Genomic DNA, 17,598 nt, shown 5'->3' with positions numbered 1-17,598 from the left:
AGACAATGAAAAATCACCCTACCAATGGCATTCCCTCTTTAAGCCGATTACTCTTGATTAGTAGCCTAGTCGCTAGTACGAGCATGACGACTACGGCGGCAGTTGCACTAGAAAAACCAAGCCAACCGAAACTTGTTGTGGTTCTCGTCGTTGATGGTTTGCCTCAAGAACAAGTAACCCGGTATCGTGATCAATATACACAAGGTGGTTTCCGTCGTTTATTGGATCAAGGAGCGTGGTATAGCGATGCTCATCAGGCACACGGCGTCACGGTCACCGCCGTTGGTCACGCCGCCGTGCTGACTGGCGCATACCCATATCAACACGGCATCATCGCCAATGAATGGGTAGACACACGTAGCCGCGAAAGCATGTACTGTACGCAAGACGGTAATTATCAATACATTGGTGACGAAACCAAACCTGACGATGGTACTGCACCGACTAATTTAAGAGTAAGCACCCTTGGCGACGAATTACGTTATGGCACTGGCAACCGAGCTAAAGTGATCACCGTATCCGGCAAAGACCGCGGCGCGATTCTGCTCGCTGGCAAAACCGGTACCGCTTACATGTATATGAAAAAAAGCGGCGCATTTGCATCAAGTAGCTACTACATGCAAAGCCACCCTAACTGGGTTCAGCAATATCAGGCAAACCGGCCACAAGACCGCTTCTATGGTCAGGAATGGAAACCATTACTCGCTGACTCGGCATATGCAAACGATGCTGACGATGCAATCGTTAGCGACGCTAAAGATCGTTTCCCGTTCAAATACGACAGCAAATCAGGCAAACCAGATGCCGAATATTATGGCAAGTTGTTAACCGGACCTTACGTTGATGAAATGACCCTGGACTTCGCACGCGCCGCAGTTGAAGGCGAAAACTTGGGTCGCAACCCTGCTGGCGTTCCCGACGTATTGGGTGTTAGTTTATCAAGCCATGATTACGTGAACCACGCGTTCGGACCGGAAAGTCGTATGTCCCATGACCACCTGCAACGATTGGATCGTTTGCTGGCGAACTTCTTTACTTACCTCGATAAACGAGTAGGCTTAGAGAATACGGTGGTCGTATTAACTGCTGACCATGGATTCCCGAACACACCAGAATTTTCGAAATCAATCAAACGTGATGCACAGCGGATCAATGCCAAGGATCTGATGTCAGCATTAAACCAACATCTGACCGAGCGATTTGGCACAGACAAACTGGCGGTTAAATGGTCTGGTCCAGTCGTCTTACTCGACTATCAATTGATTGCGCAAAAAAATCTGAAACGCGAAGAAGTCGAAACCGCAGCGGCACGTTTTTTAGTCAGTTACCCAGGCATTGCAGACGCATACACACGCACGCAACTGGAACAAGGCGCATTACCAGCGACCCGGATTGCCAAATTAATGCAGCGAGGATGGAACCGTCAAGTCTCTGGTGACATTATGGTCGTAACTAAGCCTTACTGGTATTTCGGTAGCGGCAATCACGGTACGTCTCACGGATCACCGTACAGCTACGATACGAATGTTCCTCTGATGATTATGGGTAAAAACTGGGTTAAACCTGGTGCCTATACAGACTACGCCGAAGTGGTCGACATTGCCCCAACTCTGGCGCATTTGCTGAGAGTACGTCCACCTTCTGGCTCTGAAGGCCGCATACTGAAAGAGACACTCAACTAAATCCAGGCTCGAAAGAAAGCTCCGGGGTCGACCAGAGCTTTCTGTAATCATCCTTTCGTATTAAACAAAGGAAAGACCGTATCACACAAAGTGCGGTCTTTCTTTTACATCTATTCGTGCTCAGTAATCGCTGGGTTTAAAGTATGCTGAAGCATTGGGCTTTTTTATATAAAGAACACGCTTTTCCACTTAAATTAGGATGAAGATTCGGCACCTTCAAGAGGCAATTCGAGAGGTAGAGTAATCTCGACTCTGGTTCCTAAACCAATTTTAGACTGAACAGCAAGGTCACCTTTCAGAGTCTTAGTGACTAAATTACGCACGATGGACATCCCAAGACCTGTCCCCCCCTTGCCTATCTTCGTACTAAAAAATGCTTGGAACAGTTTTTGTAAATTTTCTTCCGGGATTCCGATGCCATTGTCAGCGATGATCAAAGTCACATGATCTTCTGTTTTAATTGCGTTGATCGTCACCAGACCATTACTTCTATCCTCAAATGCATGTAAATATGCATTATTGACCAAGTTAATGATAACTTGGCCCAACGGTCCGGGCAGACTGTCCATCATCACATTATCGGCAATATTCATTTCGATCTGATGCGAGTGCCTTTTCAGACTGGGCGCCATAGAATCGAGAATTTCATTAATCACATTCGCCAGGTCAAAGACGCGGCGCTGCTCGCTTGCCTGGTCTGCGGCCACGTGACGGAAACTGGTTAACAGATGCTCTGCTCTGTCTGAATTACGTTCTACCAAAGTGGCACAGGAATCCAAATCGGAAAGCATCTTCACAAGATCGGACCGCTTCAGACTTCCTTCGCTTATCGCCTGCTGCATTTGTCGAAGAATACTGGTCATGGTTGTTGATGCCAGCATATTATTGCCAATCGGTGTACTTAATTCGTGTGTCACACTCGCAATCAAGGTACTTAGCATCGCTTTAGCTTCGCTCAATGCTAGTGCCTCTCTGGACTGGTGCAATATTGTTAAAGTGCTTTCCAGTTTTTCTGTACGCTCTGCGACACGCTCTTCTAACGAAAGATTGAGAAGTCGTAAATGTTCCTCACTAATTTTCAGTTCATTAGTGAGTTGAATTTGCTTCTGTTCATTGCATACCCGTTCCGTTATATCAACCGCAATCCCAAGATAACCTGTCACTTGACCATCATTATTCCGGATAGCTGTAATTGACAGCATTACTGGTAGATGTGAGCCGTCTTTGCGGAGATAGGTCCAGTTTTGTTCGTCTGGAACACGCAGCATTCGCGCTTTGGCAACGAAGACATCAAAACCAGGCTCTATCGATGTTTTCAGCTCTTCCGATAATATCTTAGCTCTGGCAACGACCTCGTTTGGATCGTGAAATATGGCTGGTGTTTTTACCCCCTCCACCTCATTGGCCGTATATCCCAACATGTGCTCCGCACCCTGGTTAAATGTTTGAATGAGGCCGTTCAGATCCGTTGAGATAATCGAAAAATTAGCACTATTCAATATTGCTTGTCGCATATTGGTAATGGCATGCAGATTTTGAGTTATCGCAAGTTGTTTTTTTTCTTCGAGCTTTTGCTGGGTAATATCGTGAAAATTAACAACAATTTCCTTCAAGTGACCGTGCTCATCCATTTCTGGAAATGCACTGACAGAGACCCATACAATAGCGCCATGCGCTGGACTATCAATGCCAAGAACACTCTCCTTAAATGGCAATTTAGTTCGCATCACACGGTTGACTGGATAATCTTCCAGATTGAGTGGATCCCCTGCTTCATTCAAAAAACGCCAGACAGGATCGATGGCAACTTTTCCTTGGATTTGATCTTCGCTTAATCCAAGCAATTCAGAGGCACGTGGATTACTAAAAGTTATTTTGGAGTCTGGTCCATGAACTACAATCCCCACCTGTAGTTTATACAATAGTTGCCGATGCCGGCCCTCGAGGTTTTTCAAGGTTTCATTTTGCATCTGCTGCTCAGACAACGCAGTCGCTAATTTTTTTTCGCCAAGACGAAACTCAAATTGCTGAACCACGAGCCGACCCAGAACTTTAAGCATGTCTTGCTGATGTTCATTGAGCTTACGCGGGACTCGGTCTATTACGCACAAAGTGCCAATACCAAAACCACCGGATGAAATTAAAGGTTGCCCCGCATAAAATCTGATATCAGGCGCGCCAGCCACTAAAGGATTATCACGAAAACGATCATCTTCCAGTGCATTATGAATCTCGAACAGTTCTCCGCCATGAATTGCATGGCCGCAAAAAGAAATATCACGCGGCGTTTGGGACGCATCCACCCCCACTTTGCTTTTAAACCATTGCCGATCGGCATCTACAAGAGAAATCAAAGCAATTGGTGTACCGCAAATTTCAGATGCCAGACGTGTAAAGTCGTCAAAATCGGCTGAATCGGGTGTATCCAATACCTGATATTCCCTGAGTGCCTCAAGGCGTTCAGCCTCATTTTGACCTATCGGTGCTGAAATCATATGTAGTCTTTGCCTGGAAATGTCTTATCGAATATCAACAAAATTTCAATTTGCCGGTTAATTGCTATTTGGTCTGGTTCATACAGCAATCTCACTGCAGCAATCTCACTGCGGCAGGCACACATAGTCGCAATGGCTTGAGAGAACAACTTCATGCTCTGGACGTGGGCGTCCAATGTTTCAGATGTCCATTCGATTCAAAGTGCACATCGACTTGTACCACGCCTTAAAATCAATCCTGGGAAAAACGCGCAACATAAATCAGAATTTGATCTTAATTTTATAACACGGCGAGTCAATAACAAGCAGGGCCTCTGTAGACTTAATTCAAAACTTACTTATGCCATGCTCTCGCATCAATCTTTCGCCCGGTTTTTTGCTAATCGCAACTTTCTGATTTGGGGAACTAAATTCCAGGAGGAACTCACAAAGTACAGACTATAACAACTGGGTATCGGAACTTATAATTTTTTTCTATTTTTTTTCAGGCTCACATGAACAGATATCATTTCCTTTGTCGAAGATGATGCGCCACTTCCCTGATTTATCGCGGCGCCAGATTGAACTAAAGGTAGCAACCTGTTTGCCTTCATTATCAAACACCGGCCCCATGCTCATTGCCAGAGTACCACTCTCTAAAACCTCAACACGTTCTGGCTCCCAAGAAAAAGGCGCATTCTTTTCTTTAAACCATTTCTTCCACGCCGCCCCGACTTGATCGCGCCCTCTCAAGGAATTGTTTTGCTGAACAAATATTGCCTCTTCGTCTACCATAGCAAGAAACGCATCAAAATTGCGATCGGCCATTGTTTTAGCAAAAGCGCGCTCGGTAACCAATACCTCTTCCCGCAAATATGAGTTTGAATCAGACTGCGCTTCGACTGATCTTGTGGCAAACACACACGCCAGTGATATAACCATGAAAAAAGAACGCATAATCGTTCCAAAAAATATTGAAGTTTTGTGCATAAATAAATTAAGAGAGACCTTTGCACGAGACCCTGAATTCATCCCTGCAACGTGCCTGTAAAATAATTTGGTCAGATTTTTTGAGAAGTTTTCCTTCAAAGTTCGACCAAAGACCCAAAAAATACGGAATATTCCCCGTATTCCCATATTCTAGGCGCAATTCTCCTGCCATGTCTCACATTCCCGTCGCACACTGACACCACGTTTAATATTGTAAGCAACGCACATCAAGCTAAATCGCACCTGATTTCTCACCAGCCCCAGATAGCGAGCTTGCCCCATGCCTTGATAACTAAAGATGGGATTTAATATCCATTGGTGATGGTTCCTATGTGAACAGGTGTGAGATTGATGGGTAATTTGCAATTCAAATCAAAGGCAATTTTGATTTGTTTGATGTTCGTCATTCCCTTGTCAGTGTTGACCTGGATATACTTCGCCAATATGTTTGAAAGCATTGCGTTCTCAGAAAAAGAACGTATCGGCATAGAATATAACCGTCAAATTTTCCCTGTACTCAATTTGGCACAACAGGTTCGCAGAGACTCATTGGCCGCGGCCGTATCAGGGACTGCACCAGCAACGCTTGCCTCCTTGTCTGAGAAGCTACATAAAGAACAGCAAAAGTTAGACGAGATTGAAAAACGCTATGGTAAAGAGCTTGGTGTAGAAAAGTCGTATGCCGAATCACAGGACGCCTTATCCAAAATTCCAGCTGCATCGCCAGCAGAAGTATTTAAACTTCATACGGCCTACGTGCAATCTTTGGTTAATTTAATGGGGCAAGTTACTGATGGCTCGAATTTGACTTTAGACCCTGAAATAGTCAGCTTTTACTTAATGGATGCGGTCTTTGCACGCGCGCCAGACATTATCGAAAGTTCAGGAAAAATGCGCGGGCTGGGAGTTGGCATTCTCAAAGCTGGCAGCATCACGAAAGAGCAGCTAAATACGCTCAATGGTTTGATTCCGATCGCCGAATTCCAAGGCGATAATATGCTTGCCGACCTCGCGAAGGTGAGCGCGAATGACAGCAAAATTGGTGAAAAAATTAACGCCAAGCAGGTACTCAATGATACTGCCGCATTTTTTGCGGTGGCTAGAAAAAGTGTGATTGAAAACCAGGACTATGCACCAGAAGTGCAGGCTACTTACCTTGCTGCAGCGAATAAAACGATTGAAGGTCAATATGGCCTGACCGATCGATTAATCAATGCGCTCGACGAGGTTTTGGCTGACCGTGTTTCTGGAATGAAGCGCAAGCTTTATCTGATTTCTACCATGCTAGGACTAACTATTCTTGCTGCATTGTATGGATTTTATACCTTTTATTTAGTCACCAGCGGCGGACTAAAACTAATTAGCAAACATCTCAAAGAAATGAGCGATGGTGACTTACGTACAGCGCCAGCAATGCCATGGGGTAAAGACGAACCAGCGCAAGTTATTATTGATCTTCGCCATACTTATGATGCCTTACATGCATTGATCAAAACTGTACGTCACTCAGCCCGCGCCTTGCATGCAACCAGTAGTGAAATTTCTGCTGCCAGTCTGGATTTATCCTCACGTGCGGAATCAGCAGCAGCGTCGCTAGAAGAACAATCCTCCACGATGGAAGAGATAGGTTCTACTGTCGAGAATAGCGCGCAACAAACCGTCGCCGCAGCTAACTTTGCAACAGAAAATGCCAAGGTAGCAGAGCAAGGCGGCATCGTCATAGGAACGGTCGTTAGTACGATGCGCGATATTCATGCCTCGTCGTCCAAGATTAACGAAATTATTGGCGTGATCAATGGTATTGCGTTTCAAACGAATATTCTCGCCTTAAACGCTGCTGTAGAAGCAGCCCGCGCGGGCGAACAAGGGCGTGGTTTCGCGGTAGTTGCCAGTGAAGTACGCAATCTGGCCCAACGCAGCGCGGCGGCAGCAGACGAAATCAAAACCTTGATTTCAAGCAGTGTTGAGCAAATATCTACGGGTACCAAAGTTGTTGAACAAGCGGGTACCACAATGGAAACGATGGTGAAAAACGCCCGTCAAATCAGCGTATTTTTAAGTGAGATTTCTGCTGCAACGAAAGAACAGTCACTAGGACTGGGTCAGATCAGTAGTGCGATCCAGGAGCTGGATGAAAATACCCAACACAATGCGGCTTTAGTGGAGGAAACCAGCGCAGCAGCAGGTGCTTTAACCGATCAGGCGTCGACCTTGCAACAGGAAATAGCCAACTTTAGAGTGGCATAATTCCAGAGGAAAAACGTACATATAAGCCGAAATATTTTCAAAAACCAAAGCAAAAACCTGTATTGCCAATGGCCTCTTAAAAAATCTTCTCTGCGTTTACCGTCATTCATTGGAACAAGGCAAGCTATGTTATCGAAGCATTATCAAGCTAAACAAATTTGAACAAGCCTTGTTCAGTGGGCATATTATCTATCTCTGACAAGTAATAAGCTTAGCTCTGATTTTTAACGAGAGGCAAAGATGGACAAATCTCAAGTTCCGAATTTAGACTTATCGACTAAGAATTCGTTTGATTCCTTAGGTGATAATCTATCTTCGATTCATAACGTCATCTCCAGCCGCTATACGTTTATTGATCGCATGGCGATTGCTCTCTACGAAAAAAAGACCGATTTACTTAAGACATTTACCAGTAGCAATCATGACGCGCAACAACTACAACGATATGAAGCCAGATTGGCGGATGTTCCATCGCTGCTGGATTTGGTCAACACTGGGCAATCACGTGTAATAGAAAATATCAAAACCAGCCTTAATCGACATTCTACGCATTCGTCCTGGTTATTAAATAGGGGCTATCAGTCCAGTTTTACTGTCCCGATTTACCAGGGAGGCAAGTTTGCGGCATTCTTATTTTTTGATTCAAAAACAGAAAACGCGTTTAAGCCTCCTGATATCTTCTTTCTAGAAACATTAGCAGACCTGGTTTCTCAACTTTTCCTGCTGCGCATCAAGCTTGCTCACGACTTAGTTGGAACGGTTCATATTGCAAGCGACCTGGTCAAAATGAGAGATGTCGAAACAGGGCAGCATCTGGAGCGAGTAGCTGCGTATTCACGCTTAATGGCATTAGCAGTTGCAGATCGCTTTAATTTAACGGATGAATTCATTGAATACGTTTTTCTGTTTGCGCCGCTTCACGATATTGGAAAAATCGGCATTCCAGATAATATTTTGCTAAAACCAGGAAGGCTGGAAGAGCATGAGTGGGATGTTATGCGTTCACATGTCGAAATTGGCATACAAATTATCGACAAGATGAATACGGCGTTGGAGCTTGAATCCGATCTGGCATTCCGGGTAATGCGCAACATCGTCGCATTCCACCATGAGCGCGGTGATGGGTCTGGCTACCCTGAGCATTTAACGCTTGAGCAAATACCGATTGAGAGCCGGATCGTTGCAATTGCAGACGTGTACGATGCCTTATCAAGTAAACGCCCCTACAAACAGGCCTTTAGTGACGAAGAATCCATCGCCGAGCTACGCAAGGAAGCCACCCTACTCCGCCTCGATCAATATTGTGTTGAGGCCTTGATACGCGCTAAAGATGAGCGCGCACAAATTCAAAAGAAATTTGAAGACAGGCTTGATTGATTTCTCGTTTATTAATATTGCTTTTCAGTATAAGATCGTGTTCATCTTTCAACTCTGAGTACAACGAGGTCAGCGATATGAAAAATAAACCCATAGAGCGAGATCCAAACAGAAAGCCGACACACCCAGGCGAAATTCTGAAAGAAAACGTTCTTCCAGAGTTACGTATAAGCCAGGCAGCATTGGCAAAAAAGTTAAATGTTAGCCGGTATACGATTTCTAAGATTCTTCAAGCGAAGGCTAGCCTTAACGCTGAGATTTCAGTAGCTCTTGAAGCCCACGTTGGAAGCACCGCTGAGCAATGGATGAGGATGCAGATAGCGCATGATTTATGGGTTGCCAGACGAAGTGCTAAACTCTATTAGTAGCGATCTGACTGCCATACCGTTTCAATTGGTAGTTGGTCAGATTAAATCGAAATTATTACAATTAAAGATTCATGAAATTAAAATCCACAATTCTCCGCACTTTATTTGGACTTTTTTTTGTTATCCTCATCTTTAGCACGATAGGTATTGTCAGCAACCGCGAGGCTGATAAAAATGAAAAACAATTTTGCTCCACTGTAACCGCAGGCACGCCGATCTCCGGATTAAAAGAAAAAGCGCTAGCTAATGGCGCAAACAAAAAAATGACTCAAATTTTTGACATCAACCCGCCAGAACATACTCTCTTAGTGGTGTTCAATGGTGCATTTCAATTTGATCGATATATATGCGAAATCAACTTCATTGATGACAAGGTAACTTCAGTCAAACACGCTCACATGAATTAAATTGGAATATAGGCATCTACACAAAGGTTACATGTAAAAATAAGCGAACGGCTAGCCAGATCGCTTATTATTTTTAACATTACTATCCCAAAGCCAACTCACCAATTTCTGCTGGCCAAATTAGTGTTTGCACGTCATCAAGGACACGCTGAATTCCATTTATCAAATTAATTTCAAGGCCTGTTCTAGGTTGAGATCGTGGTACTAGGTTTAATTTCCCGACGAGGCGATTGATAATCTGGCGAAATCCAGCCTTTGACTTTTCATTTTCAAGCAGCACTTGAAAAATTTCCACTTGTGATACTACATGCAAAAAGCTGGCTACGATCATCTTCTCCGATGCTTGAGGAAAGTCATGCATAAGAACAAACTCCAACCATTCAAGCACATTTTCACTCAAATCGATTTTTCGTAATTCATTGAAACTGACAGGCCATTTGTGTGTCGGTGTTATGTTCAACCAGGAGAAAAGTCCCCATGGAGATAGCTTTCTTTCTCCCATCTGCTCCGACCAGTAATTGGTATTGGACTTACGTCCTGATTCATCTTTTACACTTCCATAATTAAGAGAAAATGGGACGTAAAAATTTTTCATACTAACGTTTCCTGGAGCTTTTCTGAGGAACGCAGGAATATCGTATGTTGCTTCACTCGTTGCTACGTCAGTATGAAGGCTTGTCAGTTCCCGACGGAAAACTGCAGCCTTTCTCATCGGATGAAAATCCTTCCGACCACTATTATTTAATCCTGCATGGCCAATTCCGCTATGCCCTGCTGGTAACATGTGAGGCACAAGGTAAAGTGACGGCATCTCGCCTGCCTTTTCCATATATTCCCGTTCGTGTATCAACAGGAAATTGCTGCGCTCACTCACAAGTTGATAATCAAGGGCAATTTTTTCTATATCAGATTTATTGCAGTCAAGCTCATTTCCACTTATCGACATGTGCGTTATCCGCACTTGGGCCGCCATTCGTGAAAGTTGATTATCGGTGGTAGAAGCCTGTGAGAAATCAACAAAGGCAATTTCGTCTCGCTTAGACTCTCCCAGAGTGTTTCCACACAAAATCAGCTTACCTTCTGGTCGTTGTTCAAACAAGGCGAACAGTTGATAAGTATCTCCATCAAACACGCTTTCACTAAAACCTGAAGTCCATAGTGGCACATTATTTTCCGGCCAGATGCAATCCAATGCTGGGATGCTTGGGGAACGAAGGCGGATAAACATACGCATCACCGCTGGCTCAACCGCCTCAACTGCCGTCACAAAGTCACACGCGCCCCCTGTTGCACTTGCCAGACGACGCAAATGACTTTCTGAAGGGCTACTGCCTACGCCAACGATAAATAACCTGTGCCCAGAATTTTTAGCGGATGCAATAGCGCTGTCGACTTTGGCAATATCTCCATCAGTAATCAGCAAGACGTCACTATTATTCATATCATTGAGATCGAAGGTCGACTGCAACGCTGTTTCCATTTCAGTGCCACCCAAATTCGCCTCTAGATTCCCGACCCAGCGTTGGGCTGCTAGTTTACTCGCTGGCGCTGCTTTCCACATCGCTCGCGACCGATGCTCGACATGAGAACCGAAACGACTAAGCGAGAACCTATCTCCTTCTTTCAGTTCGTCCACGATTACACGTAAAGCTCTTCGAGATGCTGCAATACTATCGCCCGCCATAGAGCTTGAACAATCAACCAATATTTTGAGAGAGATAGGTGGTTTAATTTCTTGATCAATGTTCACGCGAAAACTCGCCAACATTGCGTACTGCTCTGGATAGCGATAATCAGCCCCCATAACAAGCAAAGAATTGGTTGGCAAATCTTCCAGCGCCAGCACAAAATCGCGATCTAAGGTTCCTTGGCGATTTAATGAAACACAACAAATGCCATCCGCACTCTTTACTGCTATTGGATGGCTTGGTGAGGTAATCTTCGCCTTTGTCAGTGCATCATGCAAACGTAGTTCAATATCGAATGGATACTCTGCCTCCAGAGTATGTCGAGGAATTAGGTGCTCAGGAAAATTAGATTGTTTTGACACATCAGCATGGCTATTATCAAAACGTGGCGCTATGACAGTTGGGATTAGCAAGCGTAGGCAATTTTGTTCGAATTGCAAAACCTGTGCGTAGTGAACGCAGATAGTGCAATGTTCTTGCGGAGCGAGATTTCCGAGATTTAAGCTGTAACTATGGTCAGGATTTTTCTCCAACATGATGGCTGTATCACCGGTCGATATCGTTTCTTCGTAATCGGCTTCTGCCTGTTTTTTTCTGACTACAATGCCAGTGAGTTTTTTTTCTCCGAGAGTCACATCAACGTGCATCAAGACAGCACGCCATGGCAATGGGAAGGTATAGTTTACTTCAGCATGTGATGACGTTGAATTGCAAAACTCTTGAACAATCTGCATATTAAGTATCTGACCACGCATATCACCAGTCATGCGAATACTATCTAAATTGAATTCTTTACCATGAGGTGTTTTAAGACTAGCACGAGGCAGCATATTCATTGTTGTTCCTTAGGGGTAAACCAATTTTGTAAAACCGTGATCGGCTTTTTGAGGCGTCGCAATCATCCCTCTGAATCGAGGTCTTGATATAGCTGCATCACACCGCGCACGAATCTGCGCATCTGCTCTGATGACAATCCTGCACGGCCAGGCTCAATGACTATCTCAATACCATCAGCGACAGTCAAATGGCTGCAAACTTCGATGCTGCCTGGCAAGCGTGGCTTTGCCGGAACTGGTGACTCTTCGCCATGCAATAGTTGTCTAATGCGATCAAGGGATACCCCTGCAGAAGTCCATTTTTTAACAAGCAGGAGTTGTTCTAGATGGTGACTATCATATCGAGCGGCACGTGTCTCACCTTCGGGTTTATCCACCAATCCGATCTGGACATAATATCGTGCGGTACGAATAGAAATGTCCGCCAGCACGCAAAGATCAGAAAGAGAAAAGTTCCTAGTAGCGAATTTGGAGTTTTTATTCATGCATTATATTTAAACACTTTTACTGTATATATACAAGCATGGGAATAGTTATCGCATGGAACGCAATAGCGCCATTATTTTTTGAACGGTTTGGAAACAACCCGACGGGCGTGGGGAAGACGACGTGATAGACGACATTGCATCCCTCGATGCCCCCCCCCACGGGCGTGGGGAAGACGTATTAGCTGCAATCTGCGTTGACGTGATCGTGGAAACACCCCCACGGGCGTGGGGAAGACGGACTACATTGCTTAGGGTGGTTTTCTGATGAGGAAACACCCCCACGGCCGTGGGGAAGACCCACCACGTACCAGGTATGACAGCGAATACGTGGAAACACCCCCACGGCCGTGGGGAAGACTGCGGCTGCTGCGATCTTATCTTTTGCTTCCTGGAAACACCCCCACGGCCGTGGGGAAGACGTCAAGAGTACGCTGCGCCGATCTACTCACCCGGAAACACCCCCACGGCCGTGGGGAAGACTTTTGCGCTTTGCCATCATGTTGATTGCTTCTAGAAACACCCCCACGGCCGTGGGGAAGACATTGACTGGTCGGCTTGGCCGCAGCCTTGCATGGAAACACCCCCACGGCCGTGGGGAAGACCGGATATGAACCATGCAAACGTTCTCCGCGCTAGAAACACCCCCACGGCCGTGGGGAAGACCAATCCAATTGATTTCAGCCAGACCATCATGTAGAAACACCCCCACGGCCGTGGGGAAGACCAAACAACGATCAAAAATGTCGGACTTAATCAAGAAACACCCCCACGGCCGTGGGGAAGACTCGCTTCCTCTATCACCTCGTCAAGGGCTTGGAGAAACACCCCCACGGCCGTGGGGAAGACGCTACTGACGGATCAAAGCATACCATTGCAACGGAAACACCCCCACGGCCGTGGGGAAGACTTCGATTGTGACGCTGACCATATCGTCATAATGGAAACACCCCCACGGCCGTGGGGAAGACTATTTGATGTACATGCAATCAGTGCCTTATCGGGAAACACCCCCACGGCCGTGGGGAAGACTGAGATAAATACGCATAACGGAATGATAGTCTAGAAACACCCCCACGGCCGTGGGGAAGACTAAGACGCGGCATATCAATCACGATGCGGATCTGGAAACACCCCCACGGCCGTGGGGAAGACGTTCCCTTGGTAATCAACCCCAAATTGACATAAGAAACACCCCCACGGCCGTGGGGAAGACCGGCGCTTTGACTTTGACGAAGTTCGCGTCAGGGAAACACCCCCACGGCCGTGGGGAAGACTTACTTAGATACGGCGTCGACCAGACTGTCTGAGAAACACCCCCACGGCCGTGGGGAAGACAGTCCCGCAAATTCCGCAGGACTACGCCAATCAGAAACACCCCCACGGCCGTGGGGAAGACTCGCACCATTGACAGAAAACGTAGGAACACCAGGAAACACCCCCACGGCCGTGGGGAAGACCTGCGTCCTCGTCATAAAAACGTCCCATAATGAGAAACACCCCCACGGCCGTGGGGAAGACCGATCCGCAGCAACCTCCAGCGTGTCCGACTGGGAAACACCCCCACGGCCGTGGGGAAGACGCAATCTCATAACCTCGATCCTTTCGCATATGGGAAACACCCCCACGGCCGTGGGGAAGACCCTTTATATTGATACGAGCCAATGAGACTTAAAGAAACACCCCCACGGCCGTGGGGAAGACCCATATAGGTTTGAGGTTTAGTGCTACCTTTAAGAAACACCCCCACGGCCGTGGGGAAGACCTGTTCTTCAACCTAACCAGGTTCCAGACAATAGAAACACCCCCACGGCCGTGGGGAAGACTCTTTCTTGTCCAACTTGAACTTCGTTGTTATAGAAACACCCCCACGGCCGTGGGGAAGACACCTATATTTTGTTAAAGAACGCACATAAAACACCTTATATAGTGTGTTCATGGTTTGACCAAATTAATCTTAAATCTAAATCTCTTCTATGTACTACGAATCGCAAAGTGAATTTTGTTTCTCTATTACCAATTGCAACCCCGATATTTCAGTTAAATTTCGCTTCGTGTCGCCAATCCCACTGATGTCATAGCCAGGAGTTTCTGGTATTCGCCGAAATACCATTACTCCACTATCTGCCGGACAATGTTTATATAAGTAAGCCACCACTTTTCTTGCTACATTATCTTTTACGCCAGAAATAAACACGTTAGGTTTAGGCTCAATAAACCAGAGCTTCATACGACCACGGACTGCAGGTGGCAAATCATTGGCAATCACGACTAGCATTTTTTATCTCCAGAATGCTTTCAATATCTTGAGCAACTTTACCTAACAAATTGGCTGCGATTACACGCTGCCGGAAAGCAGCCGACACCATGTGTTTGTTATACTGACCGGCCATGCTCAGCGTTAGCGAAAAAGCCAAGTCGATGCAAAGATTTTCTTTATAAAGATCAGCCAAATCATATACAAAAGGTAGAGGACTACCTGAATGTACAAATCCCATATGTGGCGAAAACCCCATGCTGTGTATTGCCGAACATAAGATACCGTACAGTGCCGCATTACAAGCGGTCAATACTTGATTAGTCATGTCACCCATTTCAAATTTTCCCGGAATGTAATTTCGCCCCTTCCAACCCACACCATATTCCAGCCCCTTCTGTTCGTACAAATTCCGGATACGATACCCCTCCATTCCCATCATTTCTTTGAGAGATTTTCCTTTCAAATCTGCACTGGGAAAACGCATTGAAAACATGCGTCTTGCGACTTCTAATGATTTTTTGGGGTCTGCGGATAATTTCATTTGCTCACGCAAATTACGCGTATCAGATGTTGGTGTTTGCCCATGGGCATAAAATAATAAACTATCCTCTCCTACCCAACAAACACTGCAATTTGCCGCAGCGATCACCTTAACAGCTTCATGAGTTACGCTAGTGCCTGGGCCAAGTAATAAGCAATTGAGCGTGGCAATAGGCAGGCGAATAACATTGGCATCGCTGTCTATCCATTTCACACTAGCATCATCAATTTCCAACCGCCCCCGCTCAAGATAAAGAAAAGGATACTTATCTTTAACTAGAGGCAAAGTATCACGCGTCACTTTGATCAAAAGACGCTTTGACGGCGATTTTATTCCCGAAGTATCGTCAAGCATAAATCAGACTCACCTGTCGATCACGATAGCGCTTATCGTCACCAAACTGCACAGGCACGTCATTAAGGGTAAAGATCTCATCGGCTTCGCTATCGCTAAGCGCGCCATGTAATACGCGAAAATCTTCGATTCGATTTTTTTCTCGTGCAATTACCGTAGCATGCTCTAGTGCTTGCGCTTGTTCGACAAAACAAGCTCGATAAATAAAATCGGTTGGCACACAATTTTTACGCCCTAAATAAACAGCCCATGTTGGCGATTGCAATCCTTGTATGACTTGTTCAGATCGTTCAAATGGCACCTCGATTACAACAGCAAATGCAGCATCTTGTAAATAATTACGATAGGTCAATTTTGCGCCACCGCCAACAGCTGGCTTCCTTTCACTGGTTTTCGGAATGAGCATACTCGCCCAAGGATCTTGCTTGTCGTAACCATTACCCACCATATGAAAATCACGTAGGACTGGTTCGCGCGCTTGCTTAACGCGTTCACCGCGAATTTCTGTGGTGCGGACAAACGAAATGACCGTTTGATCTAGGTTGGAAAACTCTTCCAAAAGCGCACATTGCTCGCCACCAGCACCCAGCGCAGAACACAGCAAACCCAATATCCCTGATTTCGTTGGGAAAGATTGCGTCTCGCGTCGGCCAAATTTGGAGTCAGCCCCCCAAGCTTGCAGAGGGGCTTCCAACCAGAGTAAAAGAAAGGGATTATGCATGGATATTTTCTGCAACGTCCGCTGTTGAGTGCTGTTTTAATGCTGCAATGAGATCATCCACAGTTAAATCAGCGTCTTGTGAATAAGTGTACTCAGCTTGCTTACCAAATAGGCTACCGTGCAACTTTTCTTGTTTAGCCAAATAGGTGGACATGGCATCGATACTGTTTTTTATAAAACCACCGCCAGCTTCTGCTTTGACTGGAGTTTCAAATGGAACTTGTAAACCTTGACCTTTACGAACAAAGATCTTGGCAAACGCCCATGGAGATGCACCAGATTGGGTCGCTTGCCTTGCCGTTGGTACAGCAACAAATAGAGCTTTCGTAAATGCCTCGACCGCTTCTGGCAATGAATGCCCAGCTAATGTTTGATTCAGTTGTCCAAGATCTAAACTGACATAGCGATAATAGGTGGCAGAATTAAACTCCAAGCTTCCCATATGCGCTGATCCAGGTGTCGGATCTACATCATCCATCGCAGTAAAAAACTCCACCTCATTGCTCACTTTATGTGTGGAAATGGCGTGTGAAAATGTGGTTGCACCATCGATATTTAAATCAGCCGCTTGGGCAACCATCCTACCAAACAAGGCAATGTCTACCGCATCTATGGCTTCATTTACTTTGCCAATTAGATCTGCGAGTTCTTTTGCCTGCTTTTTCGCATCTTTCTGAGTAATCACTTTATCTGGATCGAATCCATTATCAGCGCAGGCTTGCGCAATAATTGCTACTTCATTTGGACTTAAAAAAAGTAAAGTATCTGTTTTATCAGCACTCGCTTCTAAGGAAGTATCGTCACCTTCTACATCAACTGCCGAGTCTTTGCCTTTTTTTGCTTTCTTTTCTTCTTTTTTCTTAATGAAAATACCTTCAATTTTGTCGCCACAAGTGATTGCCTGTTCAACTGTCGCGCCTTTCTTCAGGCAAGCCTCAGTGACTAATTTACTGATTAATTTTGTTCTTGTTCCATGAGTGATACCCAACTCTTGCATCGCCATCCGTATCGGGCGCTTCCATGCTTGAGAACTCACGCGTGCACGCTGCACACCGCCGACGATAGCAGTTTTCGGTGCACCAACGTCATCACGGTTAAGACAAGTTACTGGGAAAGATTGAAGAATGTGAAATTCGATACGGAGATTTGTAAATTGATTTTTCATTTG

Annotated in this window: 13 protein-coding genes and 1 CRISPR repeat array; of the genes, 5 read left to right on the top strand and 8 right to left on the bottom strand. The window is 45.5% G+C overall.

Annotated elements, in window-relative coordinates:
• Positions 1–5: 5 nt before the first annotated feature.
• Complete coding sequence (locus tag H8K32_RS02170) at positions 6–1,682, top strand: alkaline phosphatase family protein (protein WP_186910807.1); 1,677 nt, start codon at positions 6–8, stop codon at positions 1,680–1,682.
• Positions 1,683–1,876: 194 nt separating this feature from the next.
• On the opposite strand, the gene H8K32_RS02165 is transcribed toward H8K32_RS02170, so the two are convergent.
• Together H8K32_RS02165 and H8K32_RS02160 are read right to left on the bottom strand one after the other, a co-directional pair.
• Positions 1,877–4,111 carry a PAS domain S-box protein gene (locus H8K32_RS02165; RefSeq protein WP_246447075.1) on the bottom strand — a complete coding sequence of 745 codons (2,235 nt, stop codon included), beginning with the start codon at positions 4,109–4,111 and terminating at the stop codon, positions 1,877–1,879.
• A 540-nt stretch (positions 4,112–4,651) separates the two neighbouring features.
• Positions 4,652–5,293, bottom strand: a complete 642-nt coding sequence (locus tag H8K32_RS02160) for a YybH family protein (RefSeq protein ID WP_246447073.1) — start codon at positions 5,291–5,293, stop codon at positions 4,652–4,654.
• Positions 5,294–5,497: 204 nt separating this feature from the next.
• Between H8K32_RS02160 and H8K32_RS02155 the strand changes: the two genes are divergently transcribed.
• The 4 genes from H8K32_RS02155 to H8K32_RS02140 all read left to right on the top strand — a co-directional run bounded on the left by H8K32_RS02155 (position 5,498) and on the right by H8K32_RS02140 (position 9,545).
• Positions 5,498–7,393 (top strand): methyl-accepting chemotaxis protein, encoded by a 1,896-nt coding sequence (locus tag H8K32_RS02155; protein WP_186910805.1) that lies wholly within the window; start codon positions 5,498–5,500, stop codon positions 7,391–7,393.
• 360 nt (positions 7,394–7,753) lie between these two features.
• Positions 7,754–8,770, top strand: a complete 1,017-nt coding sequence (locus H8K32_RS02150; RefSeq protein WP_222612981.1) for an HD domain-containing phosphohydrolase — start codon at positions 7,754–7,756, stop codon at positions 8,768–8,770.
• A 77-nt stretch (positions 8,771–8,847) separates the two neighbouring features.
• A complete protein-coding gene (locus tag H8K32_RS02145) occupies positions 8,848–9,135 on the top strand; it encodes a HigA family addiction module antitoxin (RefSeq protein WP_186910803.1) in 288 nt (95 codons plus the stop codon).
• 74 nt (positions 9,136–9,209) lie between these two features.
• Positions 9,210–9,545 carry a hypothetical protein gene (locus tag H8K32_RS02140; RefSeq protein ID WP_186910802.1) on the top strand — a complete coding sequence of 112 codons (336 nt, stop codon included), beginning with the start codon at positions 9,210–9,212 and terminating at the stop codon, positions 9,543–9,545.
• Positions 9,546–9,627: 82 nt separating this feature from the next.
• On the opposite strand, the gene H8K32_RS02135 is transcribed toward H8K32_RS02140, so the two are convergent.
• The 6 genes from H8K32_RS02135 to cas7e form a co-directional block, all read right to left on the bottom strand.
• Complete coding sequence (locus tag H8K32_RS02135; RefSeq protein WP_186910801.1) at positions 9,628–12,069, bottom strand: VIT and vWA domain-containing protein; 2,442 nt, start codon at positions 12,067–12,069, stop codon at positions 9,628–9,630.
• 62 nt (positions 12,070–12,131) lie between these two features.
• Positions 12,132–12,554 (bottom strand): helix-turn-helix domain-containing protein, encoded by a 423-nt coding sequence (locus H8K32_RS02130; protein ID WP_186910800.1) that lies wholly within the window; start codon positions 12,552–12,554, stop codon positions 12,132–12,134.
• Positions 12,555–12,765: 211 nt separating this feature from the next.
• A CRISPR array of direct repeats spans positions 12,766–14,441; the repeat unit is 28 nt; unit sequence GAAACACCCCCACGGCCGTGGGGAAGAC.
• A gap of 94 nt (positions 14,442–14,535) precedes the next feature.
• Positions 14,536–14,832 carry a type I-E CRISPR-associated endoribonuclease Cas2e gene (gene cas2e, locus H8K32_RS02125; protein ID WP_186910799.1) on the bottom strand — a complete coding sequence of 99 codons (297 nt, stop codon included), beginning with the start codon at positions 14,830–14,832 and terminating at the stop codon, positions 14,536–14,538.
• Positions 14,810–15,709: a type I-E CRISPR-associated endonuclease Cas1e gene (gene cas1e / locus H8K32_RS02120; protein ID WP_186910798.1), complete on the bottom strand. Its 900-nt coding sequence runs from the start codon at positions 15,707–15,709 to the stop codon at positions 14,810–14,812. Before cas1e ends, cas2e begins: the two co-directional genes overlap by 23 nt.
• A complete protein-coding gene (gene cas5e, locus H8K32_RS02115) occupies positions 15,702–16,430 on the bottom strand; it encodes a type I-E CRISPR-associated protein Cas5/CasD (protein WP_186910797.1) in 729 nt (242 codons plus the stop codon). Before cas5e ends, cas1e begins: the two co-directional genes overlap by 8 nt.
• The gene (gene cas7e, locus H8K32_RS02110; protein WP_186910796.1) at positions 16,423–17,595 is read right to left on the bottom strand and encodes a type I-E CRISPR-associated protein Cas7/Cse4/CasC; all 1,173 of its coding nucleotides are present in this window, start codon (positions 17,593–17,595) and stop codon (positions 16,423–16,425) included. Before cas7e ends, cas5e begins: the two co-directional genes overlap by 8 nt.
• Between the last annotated feature and the right edge of the window lie 3 nt (positions 17,596–17,598).

The organism is Cognatundibacterium jejuense, assembly GCF_014284255.1.
Classification (GTDB): Bacteria; Pseudomonadota; Gammaproteobacteria; order Burkholderiales; family Burkholderiaceae_D; genus Undibacterium; species Undibacterium jejuense.
This window is presented reverse-complemented; position numbering and strand designations above follow the sequence as displayed.

Excerpts from the sequence above, each read along its gene's own strand:
- H8K32_RS02170 (WP_186910807.1), top strand. The coding sequence starts at position 6 with ATGAAAAATCACCCTACCAATGGCATTCCCTCTTTAAGCCGATTACTC.
- H8K32_RS02160 (WP_246447073.1), bottom strand. The coding sequence starts at position 5,293 with ATGGGAATACGGGGAATATTCCGTATTTTTTGGGTCTTTGGTCGAACT.
- H8K32_RS02155 (WP_186910805.1), top strand. The coding sequence starts at position 5,498 with ATGGGTAATTTGCAATTCAAATCAAAGGCAATTTTGATTTGTTTGATG.
- H8K32_RS02150 (WP_222612981.1), top strand. The coding sequence starts at position 7,754 with ATGGCGATTGCTCTCTACGAAAAAAAGACCGATTTACTTAAGACATTT.
- H8K32_RS02145 (WP_186910803.1), top strand. The coding sequence starts at position 8,848 with ATGAAAAATAAACCCATAGAGCGAGATCCAAACAGAAAGCCGACACAC.
- H8K32_RS02140 (WP_186910802.1), top strand. The coding sequence starts at position 9,210 with ATGAAATTAAAATCCACAATTCTCCGCACTTTATTTGGACTTTTTTTT.
- H8K32_RS02135 (WP_186910801.1), bottom strand. The coding sequence starts at position 12,069 with ATGAATATGCTGCCTCGTGCTAGTCTTAAAACACCTCATGGTAAAGAA.
- H8K32_RS02130 (WP_186910800.1), bottom strand. The coding sequence starts at position 12,554 with ATGAATAAAAACTCCAAATTCGCTACTAGGAACTTTTCTCTTTCTGAT.
- cas2e (WP_186910799.1), bottom strand. The coding sequence starts at position 14,832 with ATGCTAGTCGTGATTGCCAATGATTTGCCACCTGCAGTCCGTGGTCGT.
- cas1e (WP_186910798.1), bottom strand. The coding sequence starts at position 15,709 with ATGCTTGACGATACTTCGGGAATAAAATCGCCGTCAAAGCGTCTTTTG.
- cas5e (WP_186910797.1), bottom strand. The coding sequence starts at position 16,430 with ATGCATAATCCCTTTCTTTTACTCTGGTTGGAAGCCCCTCTGCAAGCT.
- cas7e (WP_186910796.1), bottom strand. The coding sequence starts at position 17,595 with ATGAAAAATCAATTTACAAATCTCCGTATCGAATTTCACATTCTTCAA.